The following is an 18,456-nucleotide window of genomic DNA, read 5'->3' on the forward strand; positions in this document are numbered from 1 at the left end:
CGACGACAAGGCGCAAGGAGAAGCAGGTGTTACTCGAAAGCAAGGTGGCGATCGTCACCGGAGGATCGCGCGGGATCGGCCGCGCCATTGCCGTTGCCTGTGCGCGCGAGGGCGCCGACGTCGTGATCAATTACTGGGGCGAGAACGACGCGTCGTATGGGCGCCGCTCGGCGATCGATGAGGTGGTCGGCGAGATCGAGGCGCACGGCCGCCGCGCGATCGCGGTTGAAGGCAACGTTGCGCTCCCGCAAACGGGCATCGATCTCGTCCGCCATGCGGTCGATGCGTTCGGCAAGGTCGACGTGCTTGCGAGCAATGCCGGCATCTGTCCGTTTCACGCGTTCCTCGATATGCCGCCGTCCGTACTCGAACGGACCGTGGGCGTGAATCTGAATGGCGCGTTCTATGTTACGCAAGCCGTGGCGCGACAAATGAAGGAACAAGGAACGGGTGGTTCGATCGTCGCGACCAGTTCGATCAGCGCGCTCGTGGGCGGCGGCATGCAGACGCATTACACGCCGACCAAAGCCGGTGTGCATTCGCTGATGCAGTCGTGCGCCATCGCGCTCGGGCCGCATGGCATCCGTTGCAATTCGGTGATGCCGGGCACGATCGCGACCGACCTCAATGCAGACGATTTGGCCGACGTCGAGAAGCGTGCCTATTTCGAGCGGCGCATTCCGCTCGGCAGACTAGGCGCGCCGGACGAGGTGGCCGATTGCGTGGTGTTCCTCGCATCGGATCTCGCCCGCTATGTCACGGGCGCGGCGTTGCTCGTCGACGGAGGTTTGTTCGTCAATCTTCAATGACCGCTGCGATCGGGCGCATCCGCAATCGGTTGGGAAAATCGACGCAACAAGCTGACGAAGTGGTGCGCTGCCTCGGGCAGGGCTTCTTCTTTACGCGTGAGGATGCCGTAGCCCGGCAGGCTCTTGCCGATTTCGAGCGGGAGCGGGACGAGCAGTTTTCCGCGCACGTGATCGCGCACGACGGATTCGGGCAGCATCGCGATCGCGTCGTACGTTTCGATGAGTTGCAAGGTGGCGAATATCGAGCCGCACTCGATCATGTTCGATGGCGTATTGAGGTCGGCTTGCGCGAGCTCTTCCTCGAACAGCACGCGGGCCGGGCTCGTGACGGGCTGCGCAACCCACGGCCACTCGACCAGCTCCGCCAACGATACCGAGTCGCGACGCGCGAGCGGATGATGCGCTCGCACCACGAGCACGAGCGTTTCGCGGGCCAGCGGTTCGAAGTGGAAGTCGTTGTGTTGCAGCGAAGTGGTCAGGCGCGCCAGTGCGAGATCGATCTCGCGGCGGTACAGCAGTTGCACGATCTGATCGCTCGTCTCGCCGAGGATACGCACGTTCAGGCGCGGCCGCTCGGTTTTGAGCGCCGCGACGGCGAGCGCGAGGACGTCGGGCGCGGCGCCCATGATCGCGCCGACCGTCAATTGGCCGTGGCCGCCCTTGCGTTTGACGTCGAGATCCTCGGCGAAGCGGGTCAGCTCCGAGAGCGCGCGGCGGGCATAGGCAAGGACGACGGCGCCCAGTGCGGTGGGCGTCATGCCGCGCGCGTTGCGCTCGAAGAGTTGGAAGCCGAACGCCTCTTCGACGTCGCCGAGCATGCGGCTCGCACTGGGTTGCGCGACGTTGATCTGATCGGCGGCTTGGTGCACGTTGCGCACGTCGTCGAGTGCGACGAGCAGCGCGAGATGCTTGAACTTGAGCCGATTGACGAGGGAGAGGGCTGCAGCGTGCGGGGTCATGAAGTGATTCGCTTTCTGGATCGCCCAATCATGAGAACGGATTGGTTTGTTATCGCTCGGCGAATTATAGTCCCTGCAACGCTGATGCAAAGCAAAGAAATCGGCTTAAAAAAGTGGGAGACACGAGATGGAGACGATTGCGTTCCGAATGGTCCTCAATCAAGGGCAACGCGAGGAGTACAAGCGGCGTCATCGCGACATTTGGCCCGAACTCGTCGATACGCTGCGCGAGGCGGGTATACGCGACTACTGGATCTTCCTCGACGATGCGACCGACCATTTGTTCGCCGTGCTCAAGCGTGACAGCGGTCACAAGATGGATCAGCTCGTACGCGACGATGTGATGCGCAAGTGGTGGGCGTTCATGTCCGACATTATGTTGACGGGATCGGACGGCGCACCCGCGCAGAAGCCGCTCGTTCCGCTCTTCTATCTTCCCTGACGGCAAAGGAGCGGCACCATGCAAGTGGTCGATCCGCATGTGCATTTCTGGGATCTGCGCACGCATCGCTATCCGTGGCTCGAGCAGCCCGGTACATCGTTCGTCGGCGACGCGGCTGCGCTGAAGCACGATTATTTGCCCGACACCCTGTTGAACGAGGCCGGCGAAATCGAGGTGCTGAAGGTCGTTCACGTCGAAGCCAATCATGATCCCGCGAATCCGGTCGAAGAAACGCGCTGGTTGCAGTCGCTCGCCGATGGTGCGCACGAGGCGCACGGTGTACACGGTTCTCCCAGGGCATTGCCGAACGCGATCGTCGCCTGGGCCGACTTGAGTGCGCCGGATGCGGAAGCGACGCTTGCCGCGCACGCGGCATTCGCGAACACGCGTGGCATCCGGCAGATCCTGAACGTGCATGCCGATCCGCTGTACGGCTACGTTGACCGGCACTTCATGCGCGATCCCGTTTGGCTCGACCACGTTGGGCTGCTCGCGCGTTACGGGCTTTCGTTCGACCTGCAACTCTATCCGTCGCAAATGCGGGAGGCTGCGCAACTCGCGCGTCGGCATCCAGATATCCAATTCGTGCTCAATCACGCCGGCATGTTCGTCGATCGCGATAGTTTGGCCGGATACCGAGCGTGGCGCGATGGATTGCGGCTGCTGTCGTCGTGCCCGAACGTCGCGGTAAAGATCAGCGGTCTCGCGATGTTCGACCATCTATGGACCGTCGAAAGCCTGAGGCCTTATGTACTCGAAGCGATCGATGCATTCGGCACCGAGCGCGCGATGTTCGCGTCGAATTTTCCGGTCGATCGCCTGTTCGGCAGCTATGAGGCGCTATGGCATGCGTATGCGCGGATCGTCGTGGGGGCGAGCGACAGCGAGCGCACCGCGCTTTTTAGAAGCAACGCCGAACGCATCTATCGCATTTAGGTTCGACGCGCTGAGCACATTGAGCACATTGAGCACATTGAGCACATTGAGCACATTGAGCACATTGAGCAAGACATAAAAGACGGAGACGAATTTGGATACGGACAAGTCATCGCCGCACACGCCGCGTTTGACGTTGCGCGCAGCGAGCAAATCATTTGGGCAGGTGCGTGCGTTGATCGACGGCAATCTCGTGCTCATGCCGGGAGAAGTGCATGCACTGCTCGGCGAGAACGGCGCAGGCAAGTCGACGCTAGTCAAGATCCTTGCCGGCGTGCATGCGCCCGATACGGGCGAATTGCAGGTCGACGGTACCGCACGGCGCTTCGCCTCGCCGGCCGATGCGCGCGATGCCGGTATCGCCGTGATCTATCAGGAACCAACGTTGTTCTTCGATCTGTCGATCGCCGAGAACATCTATATGGGCCGCCAGCCGGTGGATCGGATCGGTCGCATCGACTACGACGCGATGCATCGCGAAGTGGCCAGCCTGCTCGTGTCGCTCGGGGTCGATTTGAAGCCGCAGCAACTGGTGCGCGGGCTGTCGATCGCCGATCAACAGGTGATCGAGATCGCAAAAGCGCTGTCGCTGAACGCGAACGTGCTCGTCATGGACGAGCCGACTGCCGCCTTGTCGCTGCCCGAGGTGGAGCGGCTATTCACGATCGTGCGAACGCTGCGCGAGCGCGGTGCGGCGATTCTCTTCATTACCCACCGGCTCGAGGAAGTCTTCGTTCTGACGCAGCACGTCACGATCATGCGCGACGGCGCGAAGGTCTTCGATGCACCGACGCCCGAGCTGACGACCGCCGACATCGTCGCAAAGATGGTGGGACGGGATTTGGAGACGTTCTACCCGAAAGCCGAAGTGACGCCCGGCGACATCAAGCTCTCGGTGAGAGGACTCACGCGGACGGGTGTGTTCAAGGATGTGTCGTTCGACGTGCGCGCGGGCGAGATCGTCGCGCTCGCAGGGCTCGTCGGCGCCGGGCGCAGCGAAGTGGCACGCGCGATTTTCGGTATCGATCCGATCGACGGCGGCGAGATATATGTCGCCGGCCGGCGCCTCGCATCGGGCCGCCCGAATCGGGCCGTCAAAGCCGGGCTCGCGATGGTGCCCGAGGATCGTCGGCAGCAGGGGCTTGCGCTCGAGCTCAGTATTGCGCGCAATGCGTCGATGACGGTGCTCGGCCGCCTCACGCGTTTCGGCCTTATTTCGAGTGCGCGCGAGGTATCGCTCGCGCGCGATTGGGGCACGCGCCTGCGGCTGAAGGCCGGCGATCTGATGGCGCCGGTCGGCACGCTGTCGGGCGGCAACCAGCAGAAGGTCGTGCTTGGCAAATGGCTCGCCACCGGGCCCAAGGTGTTGATCATCGACGAGCCCACACGCGGCATCGACGTCGGCGCGAAAACCGAGGTGTATGCCGCGTTGTCCGAACTCGTCCGAAACGGAATGGCGGTTTTGATGATTTCGAGTGAATTGCCGGAAGTGCTCGGTATGGCCGACCGCGTGCTCGTGATGCACGAGGGGCGCATCAGCGCCGACATCGCACGCGCAGAGGCGAACGAAGAGCGGATCATGCGCGCGGCGCTCGGGCAGTCGGACATTCATTTGGAGCGGGCAGCATGACCATTCGAGCCGATACGATGCATCGAGACAATCCCTCAGTCGTGCCATCGCTTCCGGGCTGGATCGCGCATCTGGCCAAGAGCCGGGAAACCGCGCTGTTCGTCGTGCTCATCGCGCTGGTTGCGTGCACGGGGCTCGCGCGTCCGCAGTTTCTGAACATGCAGAATCTGCGTGACGTATTGCTCAACGTTTCCGTCATCAGCCTGCTGACCGCGGGCATGACGGTCGTGATGCTCATGCGGCACATCGATCTGTCGGTCGGGTCGGTCGTCGGCATCAGCGCGTACGGCGTGGGTTGCCTGTTCGTGACATTTCCGCATATGCCGGTCGTCGTCGCGCTCGCAGCCGGCGTCGGCATCGGCATGCTCGCGGGATCGGTCAATGCCGTGCTCGTCGCGCTCGGGCGCGTGCCGTCGCTCGTCGCGACGCTGTCCACGCTCTATATCTTCCGCGGCGCGGACTACGCGTGGGTCAATGGCGGCCAGATCAACGCCAGCAGCTTGCCCGACGCGTTCTCGAAACTTGCGACCGGCTCGGTGCTCGGGATACCGGTGCTTGCCGTGATCGCCGCGGTCGTGCTGAGCGGGCTTGGGGTTTACCTCAAGCAGTTTCGAGGCGGCCGCGAGCACTATGCGATCGGCTCGAATCCCGAAGCCGCGCGGCTCGCGGGCATTCAGGTCGAACGTCGCTTGATGGGCGGGTTTCTGATCTCGGGCGCCGTCGCCGGCCTGGCGGGGGCATTGTGGCTGGCGCGCTTCGGCACGGTCGACGCGAGCACGGCAAAGGGCATCGAGTTGCAGGTCGTCGCCGCCGCCGTCGTCGGCAGCGTGGCCATCAACGGCGGCTCCGGCACGATTCTCGGCGCGACGCTCGGCGCGTTGGTATTGGGCGTCATCAGCATCGCGCTGGTGGTGCTGCGCATCTCTCCATTTTGGGAGCAGGCGATCCAGGGCGCGCTGATCGTAGCCGCCGTCGCGATCGATACGCTGCTTGCCCGTTCCCTGGCAAAACGCATGATGAGGAAACGTGACCATGGCTAACATCGCTAAGCCCGGCGAGGTGCGCAAGCGTGCCGTCCACTTGAGCTGGGAGGTGCTGCTCGCGGTCATCCTCATCGGATCGCTGGTGCTCGGGCGTGTGCTGTCGTCCGTCTTCCTGGAAGCGGACAACCTCAGCAACATCTTGCTCGACATCACCGAGATCTCGCTGATGGCACTGCCGATGACCTTCATCATCGTGACGGGCGAGATCGATCTGTCGGTGGCATCCGTGCTCGGCGCATCGAGCGCGCTGATGGGCGTGCTCTGGCATGCGGGGCTGCCGATGCCCTGGGCGATGGCGCTCGCGATTGCCGGCGGCGCGGCGGCCGGCTTCCTGAACGGTTGGATCATCGTGCGGCTGAACTTGCCGTCGCTTGCGGTGACGATCGGCACGCTCGCGCTGTTTCGCGGCCTCGCCTATGTGTTGCTGGGCGATCACGCCGTGGCGGATTTCCCGGCATCGTATACGGCCTTCGGCATGAACGCGCTCGGTTCGACCTTCATTCCGCTGCCGTTCACGATCGTCATCGTCGGCGCGGTGTTGTTTGCCGTCGTGCTGCATGCGACGCCGTTCGGCCGCAGCCTCTATGCGATCGGCGCCAATCCCTCGGCCGCGCGCTTCTCCGGCATCGACGTCGAGAAGATCAAGCTCCGGCTGTTCGTTTTGTCCGGGATCGTGAGCGCGATCGCCGGCATCGTCTTCACGCTGCGCTTCACGAGCGCGCGCGGCGACAACGGCGAAGGTTTCGAGCTCGCCGTGATCGCCGCGGTGTTGTTCGGTGGTGTCAGCATTTTCGGCGGACGGGGTTCGCTGTACGGCGTGCTGCTGTCGCTGCTGATCGTTGGTGTACTCAGGAATGCGTTGACGCTCGTCGACGTATCGAGCGAGACGCTGACGATCGTGACCGGATTGCTTTTGCTGTCGTCCGTCCTGATCCCCAATCTCGTTGCAGGCTGGCGAGCGCGCAAGGACAGGCTGCATGCGGCGACGCAGCGCTGAGTGCGGGCCGATCGGCAAAAGCGATATCGAAGAGACCGGACGATCGGTCCGGTCATTCAAAGTGGAAGGAGCTATGAGGAGACATATGATGCAACAACCCTTGCGTACCGCGGCGGCGGCGACTCTCGTCGGCGTTCTGCTCGGATTCGCTTCCGTGGCGGGTGCGGCCAGCATCAAGGACGGTCTGAAGATCGCCTTCGTGCCCAAGCAGATCAACAATCCCTACGAAGTGACGGCCGATAACGGCGGCATGGCCGCGATCAAGGAGTTCAAGGGAGACGGCAAGGTCGTCGGCCCGTCGGATGCGGGCGCGTCGTCGCAGGTTCAATACATCAATACGTTGACGACGCAGCGCGTAAACGCGATCGTGATCGCCGCAAACGATCCGAATGCCGTCGTGCCTTATTTGAAGCGTGCGATGGCATCCGGTATCAAGGTCGTCACCTTCGATTCGGATTCGGCCCCGGCCGGCCGCCAGATTTTCGTCAATCAGGCGAACGCGGAGGGCATCGGCCGCGGCCAGATTCAGTTGGTGGCCAAGTTGATGGGTAATGAGGGTGAGTTTGCGATCCTCTCGGCCACGCCCAACGCAACCAATCAGAACACCTGGATCCAATGGATGAAGGAGGAACTGAAGAAGCCGCAATACGCGAAGATGAAACTCGTCAAGATCGCGTACGGCAACGACGACGATCAGCAGTCGTTCGTCGAAACCCAAGGCTTGCTCCAGGCTTACCCGAATCTGAAGGCGATCGTTGCGCCCACATCGGTTGGCCTTGCCGCCGCCGCTCGCTATATTTCGTCGTCGCCGAGCAAAGGCAAGGTTGCGGTAACGGGCCTCGGCACGCCGAACCAGATGCGCGAATTCGTCAAGAACGGCACGGTCAAGGCGTTCCAACTGTGGGATCCGGGTCAATTGGGATATTTGGCCGCCTATGCCGCCGCGAATCTCGCGTCGGGCGCGATCGACGGCAAGCCGGGCGAGACCTTTACGGCGGGCAAGCTCGGCAAGCGGACGATCGGCAAGGACGGCGAGGTGATTCTCGGACCGCCCACGACGTTCGATGCGAGCAACATCGACCAATTCAACTTCTGATCGACTGACCCGCGCAATGTCACGCGCCCCGGCCCGCATACGGCCGGGGCGCGTCGCATTGCGCGGGTTTTCGGTTTACGGCGTTTTGACATTTGCGTGCCGACAGTAGAATATTGCTTCGAAAAACCGCCGTAGCGGTGTAGCGAGCGCGTCGCGGGGTGAAATTGCGTATTTTCGTCACTTCGTGCGGTTCGGAACTTGCTACTCGCTAACGTGCCATTTGCGTGGGTTTCAACGGGGCAAGCTATGTTCGACGACAATGACTGCGCGGTGCTCGACGTCCTTTTTGGAACGAAAAGCCCCTGCTGGCGCCTTGGCTGCGACAGCAATGCGTTGGAATTGGCGGCAATTCGCAGCCAAACCAATGTCAGCGTCGCGCTGACTGCCGAACAGGCGCAAGCGATTCGCGCGTTGACGGGTGTCACCTCGCACCTGTTGCTCGACGTCTCGCTCTATGGCAATTCGGTGACACTTCACCTCGTCGGCAAAAAAATCGATACGAACGAATGGGCAGGGACCGCATCCGACTATTCGGATACGCTCTCCGTCGCGGGCGCACTGTCGAGCAGCCTCGCTTCGGCCGAGCAAGTCGTGTCGGAAGTCAATTCGCTCGTCGTGATTCTCGACCGCAAGGGCATCGTGCAGCGCTTCAATCGGATGTGCGAGGAAGTCACGGGCATGCGCGAAGTCGATGTCATCGGCCGTAGCGCGTTCGAACTCTTCATGAGCCCGGAACAAGGCCAGCAGTCGCGCACGAACATTCAGCAGTTTTTCGAGAGCCGGCAGTCGTTCGAGGTCGAGCGCGTCATCAACACGATCAAAGGCCCGCGGGTATTTCAGTTTCGCAATAAGTTCGTTCATAGCGGTAGCGGGGTCGACGAGGAATTCATCATCTGTTCCGGCACGGACATCACCGTTGAGCGAGACGCCCAGCATCGCCTGAAAGAGTTGGCCTCGAAAGACGTTCTGACTGGTCTGATGAATCGCTATGCGATCAACGCGAAGATTCAGTCGACGCTCGATGATGCGCGCGCCGCGTCGCGTCCGCTCGGAATCGTGTTTCTCGATCTCGACAACTTCAAGCGCGTCAACGATCACTACGGACACGTCAATGGCGATCGGCTGATCAAGCGTGTGGCGGAGCTCGTCAGTGCCTGTCTGCCTGACGGCGCCACGCTTGCCCGCCTTGGCGGCGACGAATTCCTGATTCTCGTCGATTCATGTTCTCAAGCGCTGCTCGAGACGCTGGCGCAAACGATCATCGACTGCCTGCGCCTGCCCGTTCATCTGGACTTCATGGATGTTTACACCAGTTGCTCGATCGGCATCGCCCTTTATCCGCAGCACGGCGAAACGCTGGAGGCATTGATCTCGCACGCGGACACGGCGATGTACGCGGCGAAGGAAGCGGGCAAGCATACCTATCGTTTCTTCTCGCCTGAGATGAACCAAAAGGTCGCCAAGTATATTTGGCTCGACACCGAGCTGAGAAAAGCGATCGAGGACAAGCAGTTCATCCTTCATTACCAGCCTTTGATCGATCTTCGCCGCGGGCATCTCCATAGCGTCGAAGCGTTGATTCGCTGGCAATCGACGAGTCACGGGCTCGTTGCGCCGTCGGAATTCATTCGCTTCACGGAGGAATCGGGCCTCATCATCCCCATCGGTCGATGGTTGATGAACGAAGCAGCCACTCAGGCCGCGCGCTGGCATGAAAACGGGTTGGACTTCAGAGTGTCCATCAATGTGTCCGCAAGACAGTTGCGCGACGCGGAAATCGTCAAGCAGCTTCGCACCTTCGTCGAGCAGAGCGGTGCGGCGCAGACCTGGATCGACATCGAATTGACGGAAAGCTGCTTCATCGAGGACGAGAAGGCGGCAATCGACCTGATGAAGCAATTCAAGCAGTTGGGCGCGCGCATTCTGCTCGACGATTTCGGCACCGGTTATTCGTCATTGTCGCAATTGACGAGACTGCCGATCGACGTGATCAAACTGGACCGGAGCTTCATCACCGGTATCGATCAGAATTTTCAGTCGCAGTCGCTCGTGAACTCGGTCGTCGGTCTCGCGCGAGCCTTCGGCATCGCGGTCGTGGCCGAAGGGGTCGAGACCGAGCGCGAAGTCAAGTTTCTCAAGGACGCCGGCGTCGATTACGCGCAGGGCTTTTTCTACGCGAGGCCGATGCCCGCGGAGATGCTCGAAACGTGGCTTGCCGATAAAAAGAAGCTCAGGCTTATTGCCTGAGCTTCTTGGCGTTTGACTGATGGGCGACGGCGTTCCCGAGGCCGTCGCTCGTCACACCGCCTTCAGTTTGGATACGCGCCTATTTTGCAGCACGACGAGCCGTTCCATGAACGCAATGTCCTTTTCTCCGAGCATGAAGGCGGATTGCACCCAGTCTTCCGTAATCTCCATGAGTTCGGGGCGTGAAAGCGGCAACACCCGTTGACGGGCTCGCAGCATCGCACGCGTACCGTTGAGCATCGGCCGTATGACGTCGATGAACGTGCGCGTTGCCAGCAGCGCATCGCCAGGCTCGAACAGCTCATCGACGAGCCCACGTTCCGCGTGCCATTCGGCGAAACGCGATTCCCCTGTGCTGATCAGCGTTTCCGCGACACGCATGTTCGATTTGCGGGTAACGAGCGAATAGCCGCCCATGCCCGGAAATAAATTGAATGCGATCTCCGGAAAACCGAGCTTCGCGCCTCGTTGCGCGAGTACGTAATGGTGAGCCAAGGCGGCTTCGAAGCCTCCTCCTAGCGCGCTGCCTTCCACCATCGCAATGCTGATCGCACCTGTGCCGAAGCCATTGTAGATTTCCCAAACGCCATCGATGCACGAGCGGGCATAGGCCATCAGCCGATCGCGTTCGCCTTTGCGGATCGCATCGACGAAGAAGCTGAGATCGCCTCCGATATTGAAAATCTCGGGAACGAGGGAGCCCGTGACCCAGAAGTCGAATCTGAGCCCGGACTCGCGAGCCGCGCGTGCCAAACGAATGATGTCCGACACCAACTGCTGGTTGAAGCAAGGCCGCGGTTCCGAGCGCAACATCATCCACATGACGTGCCGGTCCTCCTCATAGTAGGCCGAGAGTTGAGTGAATTCGCCTGCTTCGTGGAAAGGCCGGCATGTGGAGCCGAGGTCGAATTGCATGGTTTTCCCTTTGCGTGGTGGAGAGAACGGATCTCAAAGGCGCGGGTGCGCCTTTGAGCTTCGCCAATTTTGCGGGAGGGAATGCGCCGGCCGAACGCAGTTAGTAGAATTACGTAGGAAGCTATCGGGCATGGGCGATTTGCCGCATGCCGAATTGCTTTCATTTAAAGAACGAGTTGAATTGACAGCGCGAGCACGAACCCGCGTGGATGTCGGGTCGTTAGAAGGGGGGGGGCGGGGGGAGGGGCGGCGCGGCTTGCCCGGCTGGGGGCTGCCGCGACGCTATCTCGCGAAGGGCGAGACGGCCGACGTCAATCGACGTCGTGGATGAGGGCGGAAGTTGCGATTACTGTGCGATGGGTTGAGTCACGTCGGTGCCGAACCAGTGCATGGAGATCTTTTTCAACGTGCCGTCTTGTTTCATCGCGCTCAGCGCATCGTTGATTGCTTTTTCGAATTGCGGATTGCCCTTGCGAAACGGGATGCCCATTTCCTGCTCTCCTCCCTTCAGGATCGCGCCGGACCGAAGCGGGAGATTCGACGTCTTGATGATATACGGCAGCATCAGCCGGTCGTCGAGCGTGGCGTCGATTCGACCTGTCGCGAGGTCGCGCAGTTTTTCAGGGGCGCCCGGATAAGTTTGCACGTTGATGCCTGAAACGGCGCGAGCCATTTGATCGTAGTTCGTGCCGAGGGTGACGCCGATCTTTTTATCGCCGGTGAATTCCGCGAGTGATTTGAATTCACGTTTGTCGTTGGCACGCTGTATCAACTGCGCCGCTGAAAACGTATAGGGCTGGCTGAAATCGAGTATCTGTTGGCGCTGTGGCGTAATGGTGACCTGGTTGACGATCACGTCGAATTTTCCAGCTTGCAATCCCGCGATGATGCCGCTCCATTCGGTGGCGATGAATTGAGCCTTGACGCCGAGCCTGGCTGCGACGGCTTTTGCAACGTCCACATCGAAGCCTTCCAGGTTGCCGGCGGAATTGCGGTAGTCGAAGGGCGGGTAGGTGCCTTCCAAACCAACGCGCAGCACGCCGTTCGATTTCACGGTTTGGAGCAGGTCTTGCGCTTGAGCAGTGGTGCCGATAAAACTGAATGCCGATGCAACGATTGCCCCACGTAAAAGCGAGCCGATGACGTTCTTGAATATCATTGTCTCCTCCTTGGGTTTAAGGAATGACCGCCTATTATCGCCGATAAGATAGATACCCTAATCGGCATGCTGGCTACTTTTGATAGATCGCTCAAGAAGAAATACGGTGCGGCATGGCAGCCGAAAGCCGACGGTAAGCAATCGATTATGTTGGGTATGGCGCGAACGGGCGAAGGAAAATACATCCTCGCATACATCGGTTTCGATGATCGTGGCCGCGCCGCGGCCGCCATGCAAAGGAGTCCTAAATGAGCGTGTCAAAACAACGCCGCGAGGGCTCCGAGCCCGCCCGCTAGCTCCACCGCTCCGGCGGCAACGCCGCCCAACACGACGGCAACGCCGGCTGGTACGCCGATCTCTTCGGCATGTCCCGCGATGAAATGCCCGCTCGTGCTTGCTGCGTCTTCAACCGCATGCAAGACGTGGCCAGCCGTATGCGCTAGCGAAGCAAATCCGTTTGACGCGCTGTCCGATGCCTCTCCGGTTTCGGGCTCGTCGCCTTCTCCTCGCTGCTTTTTTCCCAGCTCTTTCGCGAGCGCCCGCTGTTGCGCTTTACTCAACGGGATGCCCGACTCCTTCGCGGCTTTTCGAACCTCTTCCAGTCTTTTTTGACCTGCCTTGGTGCTTCCCATCCCCATCGTCGACATTGGACTCGACGGATTGGATTCAGGCGCGGTTGCTGGAGCGGTTTGCGACGCGGTGGTTGTTGGTGCGGCTAAACGGGGTTGTGCCGGCGGTGCTGGTCGGTTCGACTCCTGCATCGGTAAAACCGCGGGCATCACGGGACCATATAGGCTGACTGCAAATGTCACGACAGATCCTCCATTCAGGCTTGGATTAGGCGCAAGATTCGTTATCCGAGCAGCCTGCGGCCAGCCGCCCGCAACGGTTCGTTGCACTGCGAGGTGCATGCAGGCTATACGAACCGGACGCAGCGTTGTAGAGGGTGGTTTCGTAGTTTCACTTCCGCGAGCGCGGGTGGACTACGGGTGTCGAGGCGTGTTTGCTGTGTCGGCGCTTTTATGGTATGTGGGGACCGTGTAGAATCGTGCCCGAATGCTGATCGGGGCTAGACCTGCTATCGCACGACAGACAGCCACGAACGAACATACGGAAGCTCTCATCACGCATGCGGCGATTACTCTCTATATCGGCTAAGAATTTCAAAAGCCTGCAATCGGTTGACGTTGAACTGCAGGAACTGAGCGTTTTGGTCGGGCCGAATGGTGCCGGAAAGACCAATCTTCTACGCGTCATTGAATTTCTTGGCGACACTGCTCGGCTTGACCTAGGGCCTGCGATTTCAAAGCATGGCGGGTTTGAGCACGTCCGGTTTCGAGGCGTGCCCTTTAAGAAGGGCAAACAGCGCGTGAAGTTGACGGTAGAGGCCGTCGTTACTCAGTACGCTTCCGAACAGGCTCCGGACAAATACTCCTTGTCGTTCTGGGAGGACTCCGTTCGCTTCCGCCAGAAGCCGCTTGCGGGAACGAAGGAGGCCGTTCGCTTTACATCGCGTGAAGAGGAGTTCGTCTTCAAGCGAACAAGTGGGCGCGGTAGGCGAATTACCGTAAGCGGGGAGTCCGTCGAGATCGACGAGCTTATGAGCGGCGATGAACGTGGGAAGCGACTTGCGATGTCTAAACAGTCCGCTGCGCTTTCTACATTGCGTCGACTTTCATCAAAAGAGGGTGCGACGCAAGTCGAGCAGGTTGCGTCGTTATTCGAGAGCTTTCGTGTATTTGAGGTCGACGTTAATGAGGCGCGCAAGCCGCATGCAATGCCGCCCTTGAATGATGGGGAAGAGGGCGAGGCTCGCGTAGTGCTTGCAAGCAATGCGAGTAACGTAGCAGCGTTCTTGGCGTATCTCGACAAGCATCATCGCGAGATTTTCGAGGCCGTCGAGCGCGACTTAGTCCGCGTCTCCCCCAACATTAAACGCCTTCTCGTTAAGGAGAAGGGGTTAGGCTCGTCTGAAGGTACCGTGATCGAACTGGAAGAGCGCGGCTTACGCGGTACAACGCCGTTCTCCGAAGCGTCGTTTGGGACTGTGCGCGCAGTCGCGCTACTGGCCATGTTGCATGACCCGAATCCACCCATGCTGACCTGTGTGGAAGAAATCGATCACGGTCTGCACCCTCATGCGCTCGACATTATCGTTGAACGTATGCGCAGTGCGGCATCGAGAACTCAATTGCTGGTCGCCACTCATTCACCCGCCCTCGTGAACCGACTTGATGCTTCGGAATTGATCGTCTGTGAGAGAGATGGCGAGAGCGGGGCCTCTTTGATTCCTGTTATCGAATCGTCCGCCGTGGCCGAGATGGTCGAGCAATCCAACTTGCTTCCTGGGGAACTGTGGTTTTCGGGTGCCCTTGGGGGTGGATTGTCCTGACAAAGAATAAGTCGTGAGGATGTCAACGTGGCAGCAAAGCAGAAGCAGCATAAGGAACGATCGAAGCGGCGGGTCGTGTTGGTGTTCGGGGAAGACGATAATGACCGCGAGGCGGTGAAGCATCTTGTCCAGGCGATATGGCCCGAGGTTCCCTCCATTGAGCCTAGGCGCGCGCCGCTCATCCTGCAAAAGGGCAGAGACGCCGCCGAACAACGCAAAAACGCGGCTGCGGTGGCAAACGTCGTGCGAGGCTCTTCTGTTACCGTCGACGTTGTTGCGGTGCTAGCGCATCAGGATTGCGATGCTGTCGAACCAGCACACGTTGCGCTAAGCGAGCAGATCGAGATGGAGCTTGGAGACGCAGGTGTTCCGTTGCCCTGCGCGGCAACGCCTGCTTGGGAGATCGAGTCTTGGTGGTATCTCTGGCCGGAGGCCGTGGCGCAAGTGAACCCACGGTGGTGCAAGCTTGCTCGCGAGGGTGAAGAGGTTGGCCGCATCGTCAATGTTAAAGAGCGGCTCATTAAGGACCTGCGTCCGAAAGCAAAAGACAAGCGGACCGCGGACTATGTCGAAAGCGACGCTCCACGCATCGCATCGACCATCCGCGAACGCAATCATGTTAACGACGTGCGCGCGAAATCGGCGTCGTTTATGCGATTTCGAAAACGCGTCCTTGAAATCCGGGACGCATTAGCCTCGGAAGTTGCTTGACTCGCCACGCGGGTCCATTCATGCGCCAGTACGGGAACGAAGGGCCAAGCAAATAGATGCGCTCGTGCGCAGCAGTGGCCGCATCTTTCCCCATCCCCCCTCAAATCCCAACCTTGGGCGCCGTCAGAATCAACCTGAGCCCAAGCGCCGAAATCGCCCCCGCCGCGATCCGATCGATCCATTTCTTCGCGCGCAGATACACCTCCCTCGGGCCCTTGGTCGAAAAGCACAGCGCAACGATCGTGTACCAGCCGCATTCGACGGCAAACACGAGCGGCGGCAGTACGAAATAACACCAGAGCGGAGGATGTTGCGGCAGCAGCGCGGCAAAGATACTGCCGTACCAAATGGCCGTCTTCGGATTGCTCAACTGAGTCGACAGACCGATCCAAAACGATTTGCGTGCATTGCCCGGCCGCGCTTTGATCGTGTCGTCCACCGTGATGGGCCGGCCCGCGCCGCGCCATATCTTCGATGCAACGAAAATCAAATACAGCCCACCCGCGATCTTCAGACCGATATAGAGCCATTCAACGGCCTGCAAGAGCGTATAGAGCCCGGCGAGCGCGATGCCGCCAAAAAAGATGCCTCCCGCGCCCATCCCGAGCGCGGTAGCCAAGCCGTCGCCGCGAGACAGACCGATGGCGTTGCGGGCCACGAGCACGAAGCTGGGCCCGGGAATCATGGCGCCCAACCACAACGCGACGAGAATGGCGAAAACGGCAGTCAATGCGGTCATCTAACCTTCCTTGAAGTAAACACGACATAGGGCATGCAAGCGGGAATTGTCCCAATGGCGTGCATCCAAGGCAAGCGGCAGAAGCAGTGGCATTGGCAGTGCCTGCTGCGGCAACGCCCGTTCGCCAGGTACGAACGTTGCATCGTTCTCGCGCCAACACGAAACCGCCGAGGGTGACATGCCGAGCATTACGTCGATCGCCGAGGGGCAGCCGTTTCCGCTTGGCGCAAGCTGGGACGGCGCGGGCGTGAACTTCGCCCTTTTTTCCGCGAACGCTACGAAAGTCGAACTGTGCTTGTTCGATGAAAGCGGCCAGCGTGAACTTCAACGCATCGATCTGCCCGAATTTACCGATGAGGTTTGGCATATCTATCTGCCGGACCTGAAACCAGGGGCCGTCTACGGCTATCGCGTGCATGGTCCCTATGAGCCGGAAGCGGGCCATCGCTTCAATCCGAACAAACTGCTGCTCGATCCGTATGCGAAGGCACACGTCGGCGTATTGAAATGGGACCCGGCTGTGTTCGGCTACACGATCGGCGCGGAAGGGGACGATCTGACGTTCGATGAGCGCGACAGCGCGCGATTCGTGCCGAAATGCGTCGTCGTCGATCAGCGCTTTTCTTGGACGCACCCGACGCGCGTGCGCGTGTCGTGGGACCGTACGATCATCTATGAGCTGCACGTGCGCGGCTACACGAAGCAGCACCCCGATCTACCGCAGCGGTTGCGCGGCACGTTCGAAGGTCTCGGCCAAAAGGAGATGGTGGATTACATCAAGCATCTCGGCGTGACGGCCATCGAATTGATGCCAATTCATTCGTTCGTCAACGACAACCATCTGCTTGACCAAGGTTTGACGAACTACTGGGGGTACAGCACGATCGGCTTTTTTGCTGCCGATCCGCGCTTTTTCGCGCAAGGCGCGGGCGCGGTCGGCGAGTTCAAGGAAATGATCGACCGTTACCATGACGCGGGGCTCGAAGTCGTGCTCGACGTCGTCTACAACCACACGGCCGAAGGCAACGAACGCGGTCCGACGCTGTCGTTTCGCGGCATCGACAACGCATCGTATTACCGGCTGCTGCCTGAGCAGCCGCGCTACTACATCAACGATACGGGCACCGGCAATACGCTGAATCTATCGCATCCGCGCGTGCTGCAGATGGTGATGGATTCGCTGCGTTATTGGGTCGGCGAGATGAATGTCGATGGCTTCCGTTTCGATCTCGCGACGATTCTCGGGCGAGAACCTTATGGGTTCGACGAGGGGGGCGGTTTTTTGCATAGCTGCCGGCAGGACCCCGTACTCTCGAGCGTCAAGCTGATCGCGGAGCCGTGGGATTGCGGCCCTGGTGGCTATCAGGTCGGGGGCTTTCCTCCAGGCTGGGCCGAATGGAACGATCGGTTTCGCGATACGGTGCGCGCATTCTGGAAGGGCGACGACGGCGTTGCCGCCGATCTGGCGAGCCGCATGACCGGTTCCGGCGACAGGTTCGATCGGCGCGGCAGGCGGCCGTGGGCCAGCGTGAATTTCGTGACGGCGCACGATGGCTTCACGTTGCATGATCTCGTGTCTTACAACGATAAGCACAACGAAGCAAACGGCGAAGACAACAACGACGGTCACACCGACAACAAATCGTGGAACTGCGGAGTGGAAGGTCCAACGGACGATGCGCAGGTTCGCGCGCTGCGCGAACGCCAAAAGCGCAATCTGCTGGCGACATTGTTGTTCGCGCAAGGTACGCCGATGATCGTCGCCGGCGACGAGTTCGGCCGTACGCAACGCGGCAACAACAACGCCTATTGTCAGGACAACGAAATAAGTTGGGTCGATTGGACGGGGGTCGACGATGAGGGCCGAGCCCTGACGGATTTCGTCGTCAAGCTCACGACGTTGCGCCATACGTTGCCCGTGTTACGCCGCAACCGCTTCTTGACCGGGCAATTCGTCGAATGGCAGCAGTTGAGCGAGGTGCGCTGGATGAGCCCGGTCGGCACCGAGCTGACGGACGAGCAATGGAACGATCCGGCGATGCGTTGTTTCGGCGTCGTCATCGATGGCCGCGCGCAAACGAGCGGCATTCGGCGGCCCGCTTCCGATGCGACGTTGCTGATCGTATTGAACGCGCATCATGACGTCGTCGACTTCAAGCTGCCCGACATTCCAGGCAGCGATCAATGGAGCTGTCTCATCGATACGAACGTGCCCGTGCGCGACGAGTTGCCCGAGTTCGAATCGGGCGAAATCTATCAAGTCACGGGGCGTTCGCTGTTGTTGTTCGCACTGCACGCGAAAGGGCAGACGCAGCGGATTTTCATGAGCCTGGAAAAGAAGCTGACCGAGGATACCGAGCCGAAGTGAGGGGATGCGCGGC

The 18,456-nt window shown here is 60.3% G+C and carries 17 protein-coding genes; 12 read left to right on the forward strand and 5 right to left on the reverse strand.

The window, feature by feature from the left end; all coding sequences use genetic code 11:
• Nucleotides 1-26: 26 nt before the first annotated feature.
• The gene (gene lra1 / locus J3485_RS20445) at nucleotides 27-809 is read left to right on the forward strand and encodes an L-rhamnose 1-dehydrogenase Lra1 (RefSeq protein ID WP_206956151.1); all 783 of its coding nucleotides are present in this window, start codon (nucleotides 27-29) and stop codon (nucleotides 807-809) included.
• Here the strand turns inward: lra1 and J3485_RS20450 are convergent.
• Nucleotides 803-1,768, reverse strand: coding sequence for a LysR family transcriptional regulator (locus J3485_RS20450; RefSeq protein WP_206956152.1), 966 nt, complete (start codon nucleotides 1,766-1,768; stop codon nucleotides 803-805). The two genes, lra1 and J3485_RS20450, sit on opposite strands and share 7 nt — an antisense overlap.
• Nucleotides 1,769-1,895: 127 nt before the next feature.
• Between J3485_RS20450 and J3485_RS20455 the strand changes: the two genes are divergently transcribed.
• The 7 genes from J3485_RS20455 to pdeR all read left to right on the forward strand — a co-directional run bounded on the left by J3485_RS20455 (nucleotide 1,896) and on the right by pdeR (nucleotide 10,159).
• Nucleotides 1,896-2,210: an L-rhamnose mutarotase gene (locus J3485_RS20455; protein WP_206956153.1), complete on the forward strand. Its 315-nt coding sequence runs from the start codon at nucleotides 1,896-1,898 to the stop codon at nucleotides 2,208-2,210.
• Between the two features lie 18 nt (nucleotides 2,211-2,228).
• A complete protein-coding gene (locus tag J3485_RS20460) occupies nucleotides 2,229-3,146 on the forward strand; it encodes an amidohydrolase family protein (protein ID WP_206956154.1) in 918 nt (305 codons plus the stop codon).
• 94 nt (nucleotides 3,147-3,240) lie between these two features.
• Complete coding sequence (locus tag J3485_RS20465) at nucleotides 3,241-4,776, forward strand: sugar ABC transporter ATP-binding protein (protein WP_206956155.1); 1,536 nt, start codon at nucleotides 3,241-3,243, stop codon at nucleotides 4,774-4,776.
• A 17-nt stretch (nucleotides 4,777-4,793) separates the two neighbouring features.
• Complete coding sequence (locus tag J3485_RS20470; RefSeq protein WP_242539006.1) at nucleotides 4,794-5,816, forward strand: ABC transporter permease; 1,023 nt, start codon at nucleotides 4,794-4,796, stop codon at nucleotides 5,814-5,816.
• Nucleotides 5,809-6,816, forward strand: coding sequence for an ABC transporter permease (locus tag J3485_RS20475; RefSeq protein WP_206956157.1), 1,008 nt, complete (start codon nucleotides 5,809-5,811; stop codon nucleotides 6,814-6,816). The genes J3485_RS20470 and J3485_RS20475 overlap by 8 nt, the downstream gene beginning before the upstream one ends.
• A gap of 88 nt (nucleotides 6,817-6,904) precedes the next feature.
• Entirely contained in the window at nucleotides 6,905-7,912 is a 1,008-nt protein-coding gene (gene rhaS, locus J3485_RS20480) for a rhamnose ABC transporter substrate-binding protein (protein WP_206956158.1), read from the forward strand.
• Between the two features lie 246 nt (nucleotides 7,913-8,158).
• A complete protein-coding gene (pdeR, locus tag J3485_RS20485) occupies nucleotides 8,159-10,159 on the forward strand; it encodes a cyclic di-GMP phosphodiesterase (RefSeq protein ID WP_206956159.1) in 2,001 nt (666 codons plus the stop codon).
• A 51-nt stretch (nucleotides 10,160-10,210) separates the two neighbouring features.
• On the opposite strand, the gene J3485_RS20490 is transcribed toward pdeR, so the two are convergent.
• Both J3485_RS20490 and J3485_RS20495 read right to left on the reverse strand, forming a co-directional pair.
• The gene (locus J3485_RS20490; RefSeq protein WP_206956160.1) at nucleotides 10,211-11,074 is read right to left on the reverse strand and encodes a crotonase/enoyl-CoA hydratase family protein; all 864 of its coding nucleotides are present in this window, start codon (nucleotides 11,072-11,074) and stop codon (nucleotides 10,211-10,213) included.
• 346 nt (nucleotides 11,075-11,420) lie between these two features.
• On the reverse strand, nucleotides 11,421-12,233 hold the full coding sequence (locus J3485_RS20495) for a transporter substrate-binding domain-containing protein (protein ID WP_206956161.1): 813 nt from the start codon (nucleotides 12,231-12,233) through the stop codon (nucleotides 11,421-11,423).
• Between the two features lie 66 nt (nucleotides 12,234-12,299).
• Between J3485_RS20495 and J3485_RS20500 the strand changes: the two genes are divergently transcribed.
• Nucleotides 12,300-12,485: a hypothetical protein gene (locus tag J3485_RS20500; RefSeq protein WP_206956162.1), complete on the forward strand. Its 186-nt coding sequence runs from the start codon at nucleotides 12,300-12,302 to the stop codon at nucleotides 12,483-12,485.
• A gap of 5 nt (nucleotides 12,486-12,490) precedes the next feature.
• Here J3485_RS20500 and J3485_RS20505 read toward each other — a convergent pair whose 3' ends face one another.
• Nucleotides 12,491-13,045, reverse strand: a complete 555-nt coding sequence (locus tag J3485_RS20505) for a hypothetical protein (RefSeq protein WP_206956163.1) — start codon at nucleotides 13,043-13,045, stop codon at nucleotides 12,491-12,493.
• A gap of 317 nt (nucleotides 13,046-13,362) precedes the next feature.
• Here J3485_RS20505 and J3485_RS20510 point away from each other — a divergent pair, with 317 nt between their 5' ends.
• Together J3485_RS20510 and J3485_RS20515 are read left to right on the forward strand one after the other, a co-directional pair.
• On the forward strand, nucleotides 13,363-14,625 hold the full coding sequence (locus tag J3485_RS20510; protein WP_206956164.1) for an AAA family ATPase: 1,263 nt from the start codon (nucleotides 13,363-13,365) through the stop codon (nucleotides 14,623-14,625).
• A 27-nt stretch (nucleotides 14,626-14,652) separates the two neighbouring features.
• Nucleotides 14,653-15,336: a hypothetical protein gene (locus J3485_RS20515; RefSeq protein ID WP_206956165.1), complete on the forward strand. Its 684-nt coding sequence runs from the start codon at nucleotides 14,653-14,655 to the stop codon at nucleotides 15,334-15,336.
• A 100-nt stretch (nucleotides 15,337-15,436) separates the two neighbouring features.
• Here J3485_RS20515 and J3485_RS20520 read toward each other — a convergent pair whose 3' ends face one another.
• On the reverse strand, nucleotides 15,437-16,075 hold the full coding sequence (locus J3485_RS20520; RefSeq protein WP_206956166.1) for a LysE family translocator: 639 nt from the start codon (nucleotides 16,073-16,075) through the stop codon (nucleotides 15,437-15,439).
• Between the two features lie 178 nt (nucleotides 16,076-16,253).
• On the opposite strand from J3485_RS20520, the gene glgX reads away from it, so the two are divergent.
• Nucleotides 16,254-18,443: a glycogen debranching protein GlgX gene (gene glgX / locus J3485_RS20525; RefSeq protein WP_206956167.1), complete on the forward strand. Its 2,190-nt coding sequence runs from the start codon at nucleotides 16,254-16,256 to the stop codon at nucleotides 18,441-18,443.
• The last annotated feature ends 13 nt before the right edge of the window (nucleotides 18,444-18,456 follow it).

The organism is Trinickia acidisoli, assembly GCF_017315725.1.
Classification (GTDB): Bacteria; Pseudomonadota; Gammaproteobacteria; order Burkholderiales; family Burkholderiaceae; genus Trinickia; species Trinickia acidisoli.

Excerpts from the sequence above, each read along its gene's own strand:
- J3485_RS20460 (WP_206956154.1), top strand. The coding sequence starts at position 2,229 with ATGCAAGTGGTCGATCCGCATGTGCATTTCTGGGATCTGCGCACGCAT.
- glgX (WP_206956167.1), top strand. The coding sequence starts at position 16,254 with ATGCCGAGCATTACGTCGATCGCCGAGGGGCAGCCGTTTCCGCTTGGC.
- J3485_RS20520 (WP_206956166.1), bottom strand. The coding sequence starts at position 16,075 with ATGACCGCATTGACTGCCGTTTTCGCCATTCTCGTCGCGTTGTGGTTG.
- rhaS (WP_206956158.1), top strand. The coding sequence starts at position 6,905 with ATGCAACAACCCTTGCGTACCGCGGCGGCGGCGACTCTCGTCGGCGTT.
- J3485_RS20510 (WP_206956164.1), top strand. The coding sequence starts at position 13,363 with ATGCGGCGATTACTCTCTATATCGGCTAAGAATTTCAAAAGCCTGCAA.
- J3485_RS20455 (WP_206956153.1), top strand. The coding sequence starts at position 1,896 with ATGGAGACGATTGCGTTCCGAATGGTCCTCAATCAAGGGCAACGCGAG.
- J3485_RS20490 (WP_206956160.1), bottom strand. The coding sequence starts at position 11,074 with ATGCAATTCGACCTCGGCTCCACATGCCGGCCTTTCCACGAAGCAGGC.
- J3485_RS20470 (WP_242539006.1), top strand. The coding sequence starts at position 4,794 with ATGCATCGAGACAATCCCTCAGTCGTGCCATCGCTTCCGGGCTGGATC.
- J3485_RS20450 (WP_206956152.1), bottom strand. The coding sequence starts at position 1,768 with ATGACCCCGCACGCTGCAGCCCTCTCCCTCGTCAATCGGCTCAAGTTC.
- J3485_RS20500 (WP_206956162.1), top strand. The coding sequence starts at position 12,300 with ATGCTGGCTACTTTTGATAGATCGCTCAAGAAGAAATACGGTGCGGCA.
- pdeR (WP_206956159.1), top strand. The coding sequence starts at position 8,159 with ATGTTCGACGACAATGACTGCGCGGTGCTCGACGTCCTTTTTGGAACG.
- J3485_RS20495 (WP_206956161.1), bottom strand. The coding sequence starts at position 12,233 with ATGATATTCAAGAACGTCATCGGCTCGCTTTTACGTGGGGCAATCGTT.
- J3485_RS20475 (WP_206956157.1), top strand. The coding sequence starts at position 5,809 with ATGGCTAACATCGCTAAGCCCGGCGAGGTGCGCAAGCGTGCCGTCCAC.